Here is a 13,700-nt window from a genome sequence, read left to right as displayed (position 1 = left end):
CGGCTCCTTGGCTGTGCCGGTCCGATGCTAGCCATTCCCGTGTCCCCGGCCCCGGCAGGGTTTCCCGGGTCGGGGGGGCGCCTGTCAGACGCTGGGGATCAGCCCGCCGTCCACCCGCAGCGTGGTGCCGGTGATGTAGGCCGCCCGCTCGCTGGCCAGAAAGGCCACCGCATCGCCGTATTCCTCCGGCCGGCCGTAGCGGCCCATCGGGATGGCGGCGGCGGCCTCCGCCTCCACGCTGGCGGCATCGCGCCCCTCGCGATGGGCCTTCGCTCCATCCAGGAAGGCAGTGCGGGCGGTGGCGATGCGCCCGGGCACCACCACGTTGACGGTGATGCCCTGGGCGGCCACGTCGCGCGCCAGCGTCTTGGACCAGCCGTGCAGCGCGGCCCGCAGGCTGTTGGACAGCCCCAGGTTGGGGATGGGCGTGATGACGCCCGAGGAGGTGCTGGTGATGATGCGGCCCCAGCCGCGTTCACGCATGCCCGGTAACAGCAGGTCGGTGATGCCGAAGACCGACAGCACCATGGCCTCGAAGGCCCGGCGCCAGACCTCCGGGGCCTGGCCATCGGCCGGCCCAGGCGCCGGGCCGCCGGTGTTGTTGACCAGGATGTCGATGCCGCCCACGCGGTCCAGCACGGCCTGCACGCCCGCGCGCCACTGCGCCTCCTCGGCCAGGTCCCAGTGGAAGGCATGGGCCTGGCCGCCCGCGGCCCGGATCATCGCGACCGTCTCTTCCACCGGCGCGGCGCTGCGGTTGGCCACGCAGACCGTGGCGCCCTCGCGTGCCAGCGCCAGGGCGATGGCCCGCCCCAGCCCGCTGCCGGCGCTCAGCACCAGCGCCCGTTTGCCCGTCAAACCCAGGTCCATGTTCACCTCTCCGCGCATCGGGCCCGCACCGTGCGGATGCCCCGTGCGCGCAGCTTACGAAGATCGGGCCGCCCTTGTGCGGCGAAGGGCTCAGCCGGCGCCGCAGCGCGCGCGCCACTCGCGTTCGAAGGCCTGGCGCTCCTGCGGCGTGCGGCCGTCGTCGAAGCGGGTGCTGCCGGTCTCGGTGACCCAGTCGACCGTGACGATGAGCCGCTGCTTCCAGGGCGCGCCGGGACCGGAAGGCGTGAAGCTGCCCAGCGCACAGACGTGGTACTCGAACATCGCATCCTCGCGGTCGAGGATCTGCGAATGCGCGGGGTCGAGGTCCACATCGGCCTCGTCCACGCTCTGCTGGGCGATGGCCTCGGCCAGCTCCAGCTGCTCGGCGGGGGCATGGCTGCAGCCCGCCAGCACCAACAGGCCCATCGCAGCCAAGACGCCCAGCAGCCACCCGCGGGCCGCCCCACGGGCAGGCTCCGACGCTGATGGCGCCGGTGGCGCGTCGGCCCGACAGACAGTGCAGGACACAGCAGCAACCCCTTTTTGGATCGGCGCCACCCTCCCCGGGTGGCCGCCGCCCCGCGATGCTACCCAAGCAGCGGGCCATTCAAGGCCACCGTGGGGGGCCTGAATCCCCGCTAGCTTTCAGCTGACGGTCAGGCGCGGTCCGGCCAGGGCGAGACCTGGGGCGGGTTCTGGGCCTCGGCGCGCAGCTCCTTCATGCGGTTCTGCTCGTCCATGAAGACCAGCCGCGGCTGGTGCTGGCCGATCTGGTCTTCGTGCACCTGGGCGAAGGCCGCGATGATGACCACATCGCCCACCGAGGCGCGGCGGGCCGCCGAGCCATTGAGCGAGATGATGCCGCTGCCGCGAGGCGCCTTGATCGCGTAGGTGACGAAACGCTCTCCGTTGTTGACGTTCCAGATGTGGATCTGCTCGTTTTCGCAGAGGTTGGCCGCCTCCAGCAGGTCTTCGGGGATGCCGCAGGAGCCCTCGTAGTGCAGCTCGCAGTGGGTGACGATGGCGCGGTGGATCTTGGACTTGAGCAGGGTTCGGAACATGGGCGGGTGGCTTCGGCAGAACGGGAATCCGGCATTGTCCCCGTTCTGGCCACGCCAGGCCCGGATCGCTCACGCCGTGGCCGCACGTCCCCAGGCCGCGTGGATCAGGTCCGCCGCCTTCTCGCCGATCATGATGCAGGGCGCGTTGGTGTTGCCGCTGACCAGCACCGGCATGATGGAGGCATCCGCCACGCGCAGGCCGCGCACGCCATGCACCCGCAGGTCGGGCGCCACCACGGCCATCGGGTCCACGCCCATCTTGCAGGTGCCCGCGGGGTGGAACACCGTGGCCGCGTGGGCCCGCACATTGGCCAGAAAGTCCTCGTCGCTCTGCACCTGGGGGCCGGGCAGCATCTCCGGGCCGCGGATGCCGTCGAACACCGGGTCGGCCAGGATCTTGCGGGCCAGCCGCATGCCTTCGATCAGCACCCGCGCGTCCTGCGGGTCGGACAGGAAGTTGTAGTCCAGCGCCAGCCGGCCCTGGGCGTCCAGCCGCAGTTCGCCCCGGCTGCGCGGGCGCAGCACGCAGGTGTGGATGGCGTAGCCGTGGCCCCACTCGAACAGGCGGCCGCGGTGGCTGCGGTAGCCCGGCACGAAGTGGAACTGCACATCGGGCTCGCCGTCGCTCAGCGGCGTGCGGGCAAAGCCGCCGGCCTCCACGTAGTTGGTGCTCAGCCAGCCCTTGCGGTTGAACAGATAGCGCAGCGGCGCGCTCAGCACCTGCCAGGCCGAGCCCAGCGAGAAGCCCAGCGTCAGCGGCGAGCGCGAGCGCACGGTCACCAGCCCATCCAGGTGGTCCTGCAGGTTCTGGCCCACGCCGGGCAGGTCCACCCGCACCGGCACGCCCGCGGCCTCCAGCTGGGCGCGCGGGCCGATGCCCGAGCGCAGCAGCAGGTGTGGCGAGCCGATGGCGCCCGCGCAGAGGATGACCTCCCGCTGGGCCTGCAGGCGGCGGGCCGCGCCACCCTCGGGGGCCTGCAGCTGCACGCCCTTCACGGTGGTGCCGTCCATCCACAGCTGGTCCACCTCGACATCGGTCAGCACGGTCAGGTTGGCCCGGTCGCGCACCGGCGCCACAAAGGCGCGGTAGCTGGACAGGCGCTGGCCGTCGCGCTGGGTCAGGTCGTAGACACCCACGCCCAGGGCCGAGGGGCCGTTGAAGTCGGTGTTGACCGGCAGACCCAGGCGGCGGCCGGCCTCCACGAACCAGCGCGAGACCGGGTTGGGGTCGCGCGGGCGGTCCACCCACAGCGGGCCGTCCTGGCCATGCAGGGCCGGGTCCTGGCCCAGGCGGTTGCCTTCGGAGCGGCGGAAGTAGGGCAGCACGTCCTGCCAGCCCCAGCCGGCGCAGCCGGCCGCGGCCCAGCGCTCGTAATCCGAAGCGAAGCCCCGGATGTAGATCATGCTGTTCATCGACGCGGAGCCGCCCAGCGCCTTGCCGCGCGGGCAATGCAGGCGGCGGCCGTTCAGCCGCGTCTGCGGGGCCGACTCGTAGTTCCAGCTGAAGCGCCGGCTCTTGTAGAGGGTGATGGTGCCGGCGGGCACCTGCACCCGCGGGCTGGCGTCGCTGCCACCGGCCTCGATCAGGCAGACGCGCACAGCGGGGTCGTCGCTCAGGCGGCGGGCCAGCACGCTGCCGGCCGAGCCCGCGCCCACCACGATGTAGTCGTAGCTCTCGTTCATGGCGGGGCTCACCTCAGGGGTCGATGCGGTGCAGGTCGTCGTGCAGCAGGTCCACGATCTGCCGCTTGAGCGCGATGAACTCCGGCGCCAGCTCCACGTCCTCGGGCCGCGGGCGGGCCAGCGGCACGTCGATGATCTGGCGGATGCGGCCGGGCCGCGCGCCCATCACATAGACGCGGTCGCCCAGCAGGATGGCCTCGTCGATGTCGTGGGTCACGAAGACCACCGTCTTCTTGGCGTGCTCCCACACCCGCAGCAGCAGGCGCTGCATCTGGTGGCGGGTCTGGCTGTCCAGTGCGCCAAAGGGCTCGTCCATCAGCAGGATCTGCGGGTCGTTGGCCAGGGCGCGGGCAATGGCCACGCGCTGCATCATCCCGCCCGAGAGCTGCTTGGGGAAGTTGTCGGCAAAGGGCCGCAGCCGCACCTCGTCCAGGTAGTGGTCCACCACTTCCTGGCGCTGGGCCGGCGGCATGCCGCGGCGCTTCAGGCCGAACTCGATGTTCTGCCGCACCGTCAGCCAGGGGAACAGGGTGTAGCCCTGGAAGACCATGCCGCGGTCCGGCCCGGGCTCGGTGACGCGCTGGCCGCTGACGACGATCTCACCCTCGGTCGGCTCGTTCAGGCCGGCGGTCAGGTACAGCAGGCTGGACTTGCCGCAGCCCGAGGGGCCGACGATGACGGCGAACTGCTGGTCCGGCACCTCCAGCGAGACCTTGTCCAGCGCCACGAAGGTGCCGCCGGTGGGCGTGGGGTAGCGCAGGCTGACGTTGCGCACCTGCAGGCGCGCTGGCGCCGTTTCGAGATTCACTGCGCCCATGCGCACACCTTCATTCTGAGAATTCGGAAGACCTGGTCGGTGAGCAGGCCCAAGAGGCCGATCACCGCAATGGCCAGAAAGATCACGTCCACCTGCAGGCCGCGCATGGCCTTCAGGCTGATATAGCCCAGGCCGCTGGAGGCGGCCACCAGCTCGGCCACCACCAGGTAGGTCCAGGCCCAGCCGATGGTCACCCGCAGGGTGTCCAGCACGCCCGGCAGCGAGGCCGGGCCCAACACATGCAGCAGCACGTCGCGGCGCTTGCAGCCCAGGGTGTAGCTGGCGTTGACCAGGTCCTTGCTGACCCCTCGGCACACGTCCGAGACCATCACCAGCTGCTGGAAGAACACGCCGAAGATGATCACCGCCACCCGCTGCTCCAGGCCGATGCCGATCCACAGGATGAACAGCGGCACGAAGGAGGTGACCGGCAGGTAGCGGATGAAGTTGACCGGCGGATCCAGCAGGGCCTGCACGAGGCGGAAGGAGCCCATGAACAGCCCCAGCGGGATGGCCAGCGCGGACGAGACCGCGAAGCCGACCAGCACCACCTCCACACTGGCGCCGATGTGTTCCAGCAGGGTGCCGTCCTCGGCCAGGCGCCAGCCCGCCGCCACCACGTCCACCGGCGTGGGCAGGAACATGGCCGGCACCAGTCCGCCGTAGGACAACGCGCACCAGGCCCCCAGCATCAGCAGCCAGCTCAGGGCGGCCGCGCCCAGCACCAGCTGCCGGGGCAGCGCAGCCTTGGGCGTCAGGCAGCGCTGCAGCCATCGGCTTTCACTCGACATCGCCGTCCTCCTCAGTGCGCCGGCTTCAGGAAGCGGGTATCGACCAGGTCGTCATAGCCCACGCTGAACTTCTTGCCCTGGATGACGCTCCAGGTCTCGTTGGCCAGCGAGACCACGTCCTTGAGCGGACCGGGCTTGCCGGGCTGGCCCATCAGGCCCACGCTGCCAGCGGTGTCGTAGAAGCGCACGCCCTTGAGCGCCTCGCTCACGTCCTCCGGCTTGGACAGGTAGCCGCCCACGCCCTTGGCGATGATCTTGGCCGATTCGGCCGGGTGGGCCTTCATGTAGGCCACGGCCTTGTTCACGCCCTCCACCAGCGCCTTCACGTCGGCGGGCTGCTTGTCGATCACGTCGCAGCGCAGGGCCACCACGTCCACGATCACGCCCGGCGTCTTGCGGCTGTCCACCAGCACCTGGCCGGCCTTCTTCTGCTTGACCATGGTGAGGTTGGGCTCCCAGGTCACGGCGGCGGGCACGCGCCCGGCCATGAAGGCCGAGGCCGCGTCGTCGGCGGTCATGTTCTTGACCTCGATGTCCTTGACGCCCAGGCCGGCCTGCTTGAGCAGGTAGGACAGCCAGAACATGGACACCGAGCCCTCGTTCACCGCCACGGCCTTGCCCTTGAGGTCCTTGATGCTGTTGATGCCGTTGGCGGTGACCACGCCGTCGCCGCCCGCGCTCTCGTCCAGCGCCAGCACCGAGCGGAAGCAGAACTGCGGGCTGCGGTACTTCAGGATCTCGTCGATGGTGGAGGCCGTGCCGGTGAGCTTGCCCGAGGCCATGGCCGCCATGTAGAGCGAGGACTCCTCGATGGTGGTCAGCTGCACGTCCAGGCCGGCCTGCTTGAAGTAGCCCAGGTCACGGGCGACGAACAGCGGGCCGTAGCCCACCCAGGTGGTGTGGCCGATGGACAGCGTGCCGGCCTGGGCGGCGCCCAGCAGCGCGGCGCTGGCGCCCACGGCCAGGGCCAGACGGGACAGGGCGTGACGGAGGAAACGGGTCATGGTGATGCACTCCTGCAATGAGAAGGAAGGGATCGGAAGAAGAAGTCGGGAGGGGCCGGGGCTCAGAAGCCGTAGCTGAGCGAGACGACCGCGCGGTTGTCCTGCTTCACATCGAAACGGTTGCGCCCGCCCACGATGAACTGGGCGCCCCAGGTCAGGCCGGTGTCGGCGATGGGCTGGGTCAGGCCCAGGGTGAGGTGCCGAAACGCGCTGCCCACCGGGGTCTTGCCGGCGTAGCAGCCGTTGACGATGAAGGCCTCGCCCGCGCCGCAGGCGGTGCCGCTGAGCGTGTCCTCGGTGCCGTTGTACTTGCCTTGCTTGCGGTAGGTGTAGAAGCCCAGCGTGGCGGTGAACGAGAGCTGGTAGGGCAGCGCGCGGGTGTAGACCGCGGTCCAGTAGGTGTCGCCCTTGTTGCCCCACACCACGTCCTGCAGCAGGGTCTGGGCGCTCAGCGTGACCGGGCCGTAGCTCAGGGCCAGCTTGCTCTCGGCGGCATCGGAATCGGTGCCATTGACATAGACGTAGTAGGTCAGGCCGGCCGAGTAGCCCCAGTCGCCCAGCGTGCCGTTGTAGCCGGCGTACAGGTCGTTCTCGATCGACTTGTTCTTCTGGAAGTCGGTGATCGTCCGGTTGCGGTACGAATCGCCCAGTTGGCGGTAGGAGTAGTTGATGGTCGAGCCCCAGTAGCCGGCGTAGAAGCCGCTCTCGTGGCTGTAGTCGGCCCCCCATTGCGGGGTGACATGGTCGGATTCGGGCGCATCGGCCCCGGCGTTGCCCAGGGGCGTGCTGTTGCCGTAGGTGCTCGTCTGGCCGCGCAGGTAGTAGCGCGACACCAGATCGATGTGGCCCGTCAGATCACCCGCCTGGGCAGCACCGCTCCAACCCGCCGCCGCGGCCAGCGACAACACCACCACACCCGCACCGCGCAACTTGCGGCCAGCACCCACTTGCTTCATCGACTTCTCCAGTTCAGCTTGGTTGACTGGCCGTGATGGTTGCGTGCGGCCCCGGGTCGCGAAAGCACGAAATTTGTGAGCCGATGCGAGCAAAAAACTCGCTTTGGCGAGTGCGCCCCATCTCAGTGCGGCGACTGGCAAACCGTGGTGCAGGCCCGGCGCCGCAGGCGGGACAGACCCGCGCCGTCCCCTCGCTCACGGCCCTGGCGCAGGCCGCGCGCACCAGGCTTGGGGGCCTGATTCGGAGAAATATCGTTTGACCCTCAAAAAGTCCTGGGTCGGGAGAGACCCCGCTTCCCCTGCCGGGGCTGACGGGGCTCAAATCCGTGCATGGATATTGCTGCTTGAGCCCCGACGTTTTCAAGGAATTTGCGATGGCCAACTACACCCTGCGGCAGCTCAAGTACTTCGTGACCACGGTCAAGTGCGGCACCGTGGCCGAGGCTTCGCGCCAGCTCTTCATCGCCCAGCCCTCCATCTCGGCGGCCATCAAGGGGCTGGAGGAATCCTTCAACGTGCAGCTCTTCATCCGCCAGCACGCCCAGGGCATGTACCTCACCCAGGCCGGCCAGCGCTTCTATGAAAAAGCCCAGGCCCTGCTGCAATCGGCCCACGCCTTCGAGCAGAACGCCATGGCCGACAACGAACTGACCGGCGGCCAGATCAACATCGGCTGCTTCGAGACGGTGGCGCCGCTGTACATGCCCACCCTGCTCAAGACCTTCCAGGAGCGCTTTCCCGGCGTCAGCATCCGCCTGCGCGACGGCGAGCAGCACGAACTGGTGCACGGCCTGACCAACGGCCGCTTCGACCTGGCCATCCTGTTCCGCCATGACCTGGACAGCACGCTGGAGGTGGAGCCCCTGATGCGCCCCAGCAGCCCCTATGTGCTGCTGCCCGAAGGCCACCCGCTGGCCGAGCAGGCCGATGTCTCGCTGCACCAGCTGGTGCACGAACCCATGATCCACCTGGACGTGCAGCCCAGCCGCACCTACTTCATCAAGGTCTTCGAGGAGCACGGGCTCTCGCCCAACGTGGTGTTCAGCTCGCCCTCGCTGGAGATGGTGCGCGGCATGGTGGGCCAGGGCTTCGGCTTCTCGCTGCTGGTGACCCGCCCGCGTGAGGACGCCAGCTACGACGGCCGCCGCCTGGTGTGCCGCCCGCTGCGCGAGCAGGTCAGCGGCTCGCAACTGGCCGCCACCTGGCTGGCCCGCTCGCCGCTGACCAAGCCGGCCCGCCTCTTCGTGGAGCACTGCAAGGAGATGCTGGGCCAGCTGGACGCCGCCCACGCCCTGCCGCCCAAGGTGACGGACCTGAGCCAGGTGCGCCAGGCGGCCTGAACAAAGCTGGGCCCCCGCCCAGCTTTTTTCTATGGCACAGGCAGTTTCTTGCTGCTTGGCGGCGCCACGCCCTTGGGGCACGATCCCCCGTGAACCCTGGTGCAAGGAGACCCTGCTTTGGACACCCCACTGGACTGGCATGCCCGCGCCCTGCGGCAGCGCTACCTGACCGAGGCCTGCATCGACGGCCGCTTCGCCCCGGCCCTGTCGGGCCAGACCTATGCCTCGCACGACCCGGCCACCGGCCGCCTGCTGGGCCAGGTGGCCGCCTGCGGCGAGGCCGATGTGGAACAGGCCGTGCGCACCGCGCGGCGCAGCTTCGATTCGGGCGTGTGGTCGCGCTGCGCGCCGGCCCAGCGCAAGCAGGTGCTGCTGCGCCTGTCGCAGCTCATGCTCGAGCATGTGGAAGAGTTGGCCCTGCTCGAATCACTGGACGTGGGCAAGCCGGTGGCGGACGCCCTGGCGGTGGACATCCCCGGCGCCGCCCACGTGTTCCGCTGGTACGCCGAGAGCGTGGACAAGCTCTACGGCCAGGTGGCCCCGCAGCCGCCGGGCGTGCTGGCCACCATCACCCGCGAAGCCCTGGGCGTGGTGGCCGCGGTGGTGCCCTGGAACTTCCCGCTGGACCTGGCGGCCTGGAAGCTGGCCCCCGCGCTGGCGGCGGGCAACTCGGTCATCCTGAAACCGGCCGAACAATCCCCCGGCACCGCGCTGCGCCTGGCCGAGCTGGCCCTGGAAGCCGGCCTGCCACCCGGCGTGCTGAACGTGCTGCCCGGCCTGGGCGAGGTGACCGGCCGCGCCCTGGGCCTGCACCCCGGCGTGGACTGCCTGGTCTTCACCGGCTCCACCGAGGTGGGCAAGCACTTCATGGCCTATTCCGCCCAGTCCAACCTGAAGCAGGTGTGGCTGGAGTGCGGCGGCAAGAGCGCCAACCTGGTGTTTGCCGACTGCACGGACCTGGACCTGGCGGTGCAGAAGGCCGCCTTCGGCATCTTCTTCAACCAGGGCGAGGTGTGCTCGGCCAACTCGCGCCTGCTGGTGGAACGCGCCATCTACGACGACTTCCTGGAGCGCCTGGTGGCCCAGAGCCGCCTGTGGCAGCCGGGCGACCCGCTGCTGGCCGACACCCGCATGGGCGCCCTGGTGGACGAGCGCCAGACCACCCGCGTGATGCAGCACATCACCCACGCCCAGGCGCAGGGCGCGGCCCTCATCACCGGCGGGCAGCAGCTGCAGATCAACGGCAGCCACAACTTCGTCACCCCCACCGTGCTGGCCGGCGTGGACCCGCAGCAGCCGCTGTGGCAGGAGGAGATCTTCGGCCCGGTGCTGGCGGTGATGCCCTTCGACACCGAAGACCAGGCCATCGCCCTGGCCAACGACTCCATCTACGGCTTGGCCGCCTCGCTGTGGACGGACAACCTGCACCGCGCCCACCGCGTGGCCGGCGCCCTGCGGGCCGGCACCGTGTCGGTCAACACCGTGGACGCGCTGGACGTGACCGTGCCCTTCGGCGGCGGCCGCCAGTCCGGCTTCGGCCGCGACCTGTCCCTGCATTCCTTCGACAAGTACACCGAACTCAAGACCACCTGGATGCAGTTCCGCTGAGCCATGAGAGACCCCCGCTACGACATCCTCTTCGAGCCGGTGCGCATCGGCCCGGTGACGGCCAAGAACCGCTTCTACCAGGTGCCCCAGTGCAACGGCATGGGCTACCGCGACCCCACCGCCCACGCCACCATGCGCGGCATCAAGGCCGAAGGCGGCTGGGGCGTGGTGTGCACCGAGCAGGCCGAGATCCACCACACCTCGGAGATCACGCCCTTCATCGAACAGCGCATCTGGGACGACCAGGACATCCCCGCGCTGCGGCGCACGGTGGACGCCATCCACGCCCACGGCGCGCTGGCCGGCATCGAGCTGGCCTACAACGGCATGAACGGCTCCAACCTCTACACCCGCGAGGTGCCGATGGGCCCGAGCCACCTGCCGGTGGCCACCTTCACCCACGACCCCTACCAGGCCCGCGCCATGGACAAGCGCGACATCGCCAACTTGCGGCGCTGGCACAAGGCCGCCGCCCTGCGGGCCAAGCGCGCGGGCTTCGACATCGTCTACGTCTACGCCGCCCACGGCCTGGGCACGCTGCACCACTTCCTGTCGCGCCGCTTCAACCAGCGCAGCGACGAATACGGCGGCTCCCTGGAAAACCGCACCCGCCTGATCCGCGAACTGATCGAGGACACCCGCGAGGTGGTGGGCGACCAGTGCGGCGTCGTCTTCCGCATGAGCCTGGACGAGCTGATGGGCCCGGTGGGCCTGCACCGCGACGAGGCCCACGACCTGATCGGCCTGATCGGCGACCTGCCCGACCTGTGGGACGTGACCCTGGCCGGCTGGGAGAACGACTCCACCACCTCGCGCTTTGAACAAGAGGGCTACCAGGAGCCCTTCGTCACCGGCATCAAGAAGCTCACGGCCAAGCCGGTGGTGGGCGTGGGCCGCTTCACCTCGCCCGACCTGATGGTGCGCCTGGTGCGCCAGGGCGTGCTGGACATGATCGGCGCCGCCCGCCCCTCCATCGCCGACCCCTTCCTGCCCCGCAAAGTGGAAGAAGGCCGCATCGAGGACATCCGCGAGTGCATCGGCTGCAACATCTGCGTCTCGGGCGACTTCACCATGTCGCCCATCCGCTGCACCCAGAACCCCACCATGGGCGAAGAATGGCGGCGCGGCTGGCACCCCGAGAAGATCGCCCCCAAGGGCTCGGACGACAAGGTGCTGGTGATTGGCGCCGGCCCCGCCGGCCTGGAGGCCACCCTGGCCCTGGGCCAGCGCGGCTACGAGGTGATGCTGGCCGAGGCCGGGCGCGAGCTGGGCGGCCGGGTCAGTCTGGAATCGCGCCTGCCCGGCCTGTCGGCCTGGAACCGCGTGCGCGACTACCGCGTCTTCCGGCTCAAGCAGATGGCCAATGTGCAGATCTGCCTGGACAGCCCGCTGAGCGCCGACGACGTGATGGGCTTCGGCTTTGAACACGTGGCCGTGGCCACCGGCGCCCACTGGCGGCGCGACGGCGTGGCCCGCTGGGCCACCCTGCCGGTGCCCGTGGCGGCCGGCGCCGAGGTGCTGACGCCCGACGACCTGATGCAGGGCGGGCGCCCCCAAGGCCGCCAGGTGCTGCTGTACGACGACGACCACTACTACATGGGCGGCGTGCTGGCCGAGCTGCTGGCCAAGGAAGGCTACGAGGTCACCCTGGCCACCCCGGCGGCCGATGTCTCCAACTGGACCCACGCCACGCTGGAACAGGCCCGCATCCAGAAGCGCCTGCTGCAGCTGGGCGTGCGCCTGCGCCCGCACCGCGGCCTGCTGGGCATCGACCCCGAAGGCGCGCAGCTGGCCTGCGTGTTCACGGGTGACGAAGAGCGGCTGCCCTGCACCGCCACCGTGCTGGTGACCGCCAAGCTGCCCCACGACGCCCTGTACCACGGCCTGCTGGCCCAGCAGGCCCACTGGGCCGAGGCCGGCCTGCGCAGCGTCACGCTGATTGGCGACGCCAACGCCCCCGCACCCATCGCCGCGGCCGTGTACGCCGGCCACAAATACGCCCGCGGGCTGGACGGCCCCGAAGACACCGGCGACAGCGTGCCCTTCCTGCGCGAAGTGGCCCAGCTGGTGCCGTGGACCGCCGCCCCACCGGCGTGACCCACGCCTGACCTCCACACAGAGAAAGTTTCAGCCCATGATCCCCTTCAAGCTCGACATGGACCGCGTGCCCCTGGACGACTGGGGCACGCCCGAGGACATCGGCGCCCAGAGCCTGGGCCCGGCCCCGCGCGTGGCCGGCAAGATCCTCTTCGGCACGCTCGACTCGCCCGTCTCCGGCGGCCTGTACGCCGCCACCCGCGGCCGCTACCGCGTCACCTACCCCTTCGACGAACACGCCACCCTGCTGGACGGCCAACTGGCCCTGACCGACGAGGACAACGGCCGCACCGTCGTCTACGGCCCCGGCGACAGCTGGATCATCGCCGCCGGCAGCACCATCGTCTGGGACATCCGGTCGGAGGGGGTGAGGAAGAGTTATTTGGCGGTGAGTCCGGGGGCAAAGGCGGCTTGAGGCGACTGGCCCTGTTGGCTGCGGCCTTCAATCGGGCGCCGGCCGCCGCGTTCGCGCGTCCCCGGCCCAGCGCCACGGCTTCGCCCACGTCCAGCTCCAAGGCGCCCTTGTCTTCCTTTGGGGGAGGCTGGGCTGGAGTGCCCGAGGTGCTCTCGGCGTACACATAGATGTTCTCGGAACACCCCATTTGGTGAACATCTATGTGCACAGATGAGCATTGGCGGAAGCCACACACCCGCCACGCGCGGAGAAGCAGAAGCACGCGCCCGACGCTGGAGTAGACTGCACAGAATTCTGTCACCCACCCAGCCAAGGAGCCGGCCATGGGCTTTTCAGCCAGTGATGTGGTGCCCTTCACCCAGGCGCGCGCCAACCTGTCCGATCTGGCCGACCAGGCCAAGGCCGGCGCCGAGAAGATCATCACCAAGAACGGCGAAAGCTACGTCGCGCTGATCGACGCAGCCCGCCTGGACTATTACCACCAGCTGGAGCGCGAGCGCATCCACCTGCTGCTGATCGAGGATGCCAAGCGCGGCCTGGCCGATATCGAGGCCGGCCGCACCGTGGGGGCCGATGCCGCCATCGCCCAGCTTCAGCAGCGCCGCGCTGAAGTTTCAAAGTCAGCCGCCACGGGCAAGACCGCCAAGAAGCGTGGCTGAGGATCTGTACCAGGTCGAACTGACCGCGCGCTTCCTGGAGCGGCTGGACGCCATTGAAGCGTTCTTGACCGAAGCCGATGCGACCTTCGCCTTCGACCAGTTGCTGGCCGAGTTGCGTGCCACGGTCATCCCCAACCTGGCCCGGTTCACCCGCATCGGCCGGCGGTACTTGGACAATCCACCGCAATCGGCGGAGGCGCTGGCCCAACTGGCCGCGCTACCGGCCGGCGCAGCGGGCGCTTTGCGGGAGTATCTGCATGGCGACTACCTGATGCTCTACACCGCTGTAGATGCGAAGACCACGGTCTACCTGCTGTCCATCCGGCACCACCGCCAACTTTCGTTTGACTTCGCTCGGCTGTGGCCGAGCGCTACCAAGCCAGATCAGCGCTGAGCCTT

At 69.5% G+C, this 13,700-nt stretch carries 14 protein-coding genes; 6 read left to right on the top strand and 8 right to left on the bottom strand.

The window, feature by feature from the left end; all coding sequences use genetic code 11:
• Nucleotides 1-84: 84 nt before the first annotated feature.
• The 8 genes from LRM40_RS18540 to LRM40_RS18505 all read right to left on the bottom strand — a co-directional run bounded on the left by LRM40_RS18540 (nt 85) and on the right by LRM40_RS18505 (nt 7,182).
• The gene (locus tag LRM40_RS18540) at nt 85-870 is read right to left on the bottom strand and encodes an SDR family oxidoreductase (protein ID WP_151124362.1); all 786 of its coding nucleotides are present in this window, start codon (nt 868-870) and stop codon (nt 85-87) included.
• A 90-nt stretch (nt 871-960) separates the two neighbouring features.
• Nucleotides 961-1,305 (bottom strand): hypothetical protein, encoded by a 345-nt coding sequence (locus LRM40_RS18535; RefSeq protein ID WP_231067901.1) that lies wholly within the window; start codon nt 1,303-1,305, stop codon nt 961-963.
• 221 nt (nt 1,306-1,526) lie between these two features.
• Complete coding sequence (panD, locus tag LRM40_RS18530) at nt 1,527-1,931, bottom strand: aspartate 1-decarboxylase (RefSeq protein ID WP_151124360.1); 405 nt, start codon at nt 1,929-1,931, stop codon at nt 1,527-1,529.
• A gap of 69 nt (nt 1,932-2,000) precedes the next feature.
• Nucleotides 2,001-3,614, bottom strand: a complete 1,614-nt coding sequence (locus LRM40_RS18525; protein WP_151124359.1) for a GMC family oxidoreductase — start codon at nt 3,612-3,614, stop codon at nt 2,001-2,003.
• A 13-nt stretch (nt 3,615-3,627) separates the two neighbouring features.
• Nucleotides 3,628-4,431, bottom strand: coding sequence for an ABC transporter ATP-binding protein (locus LRM40_RS18520; protein ID WP_151124358.1), 804 nt, complete (start codon nt 4,429-4,431; stop codon nt 3,628-3,630).
• Nucleotides 4,419-5,222: an ABC transporter permease gene (locus tag LRM40_RS18515; protein WP_151124357.1), complete on the bottom strand. Its 804-nt coding sequence runs from the start codon at nt 5,220-5,222 to the stop codon at nt 4,419-4,421. Before LRM40_RS18515 ends, LRM40_RS18520 begins: the two co-directional genes overlap by 13 nt.
• 11 nt (nt 5,223-5,233) lie before the next feature.
• A complete protein-coding gene (locus LRM40_RS18510) occupies nt 5,234-6,226 on the bottom strand; it encodes an ABC transporter substrate-binding protein (protein WP_151124356.1) in 993 nt (330 codons plus the stop codon).
• A 62-nt stretch (nt 6,227-6,288) separates the two neighbouring features.
• A complete protein-coding gene (locus tag LRM40_RS18505; protein ID WP_151124355.1) occupies nt 6,289-7,182 on the bottom strand; it encodes a TorF family putative porin in 894 nt (297 codons plus the stop codon).
• Between the two features lie 374 nt (nt 7,183-7,556).
• On the opposite strand from LRM40_RS18505, the gene LRM40_RS18500 reads away from it, so the two are divergent.
• From LRM40_RS18500 to LRM40_RS18475, 6 genes are all read left to right on the top strand, one after another.
• Nucleotides 7,557-8,522 carry a LysR substrate-binding domain-containing protein gene (locus LRM40_RS18500; protein WP_022982290.1) on the top strand — a complete coding sequence of 322 codons (966 nt, stop codon included), beginning with the start codon at nt 7,557-7,559 and terminating at the stop codon, nt 8,520-8,522.
• A gap of 117 nt (nt 8,523-8,639) precedes the next feature.
• Nucleotides 8,640-10,130, top strand: coding sequence for an aldehyde dehydrogenase (locus LRM40_RS18495; RefSeq protein WP_151124354.1), 1,491 nt, complete (start codon nt 8,640-8,642; stop codon nt 10,128-10,130).
• A 3-nt stretch (nt 10,131-10,133) separates the two neighbouring features.
• Nucleotides 10,134-12,227, top strand: a complete 2,094-nt coding sequence (locus LRM40_RS18490; RefSeq protein WP_151124353.1) for an oxidoreductase — start codon at nt 10,134-10,136, stop codon at nt 12,225-12,227.
• A 37-nt stretch (nt 12,228-12,264) separates the two neighbouring features.
• Complete coding sequence (locus tag LRM40_RS18485; RefSeq protein WP_151124352.1) at nt 12,265-12,642, top strand: cupin domain-containing protein; 378 nt, start codon at nt 12,265-12,267, stop codon at nt 12,640-12,642.
• Nucleotides 12,643-12,965: 323 nt separating this feature from the next.
• A complete protein-coding gene (locus LRM40_RS18480) occupies nt 12,966-13,301 on the top strand; it encodes a type II toxin-antitoxin system Phd/YefM family antitoxin (protein WP_151124351.1) in 336 nt (111 codons plus the stop codon).
• Complete coding sequence (locus LRM40_RS18475) at nt 13,294-13,695, top strand: type II toxin-antitoxin system RelE/ParE family toxin (RefSeq protein WP_151124350.1); 402 nt, start codon at nt 13,294-13,296, stop codon at nt 13,693-13,695. The genes LRM40_RS18480 and LRM40_RS18475 overlap by 8 nt, the downstream gene beginning before the upstream one ends.
• Nucleotides 13,696-13,700: the final 5 nt, after the last annotated feature.

The sequence above is a fragment of the Ideonella dechloratans genome, from assembly GCF_021049305.1.
Classification (GTDB): Bacteria; Pseudomonadota; Gammaproteobacteria; order Burkholderiales; family Burkholderiaceae_C; genus Ideonella; species Ideonella dechloratans.
Note: the sequence above shows the minus strand (reverse complement) of the source record. Positions and strands in the feature narration are given on the sequence as shown.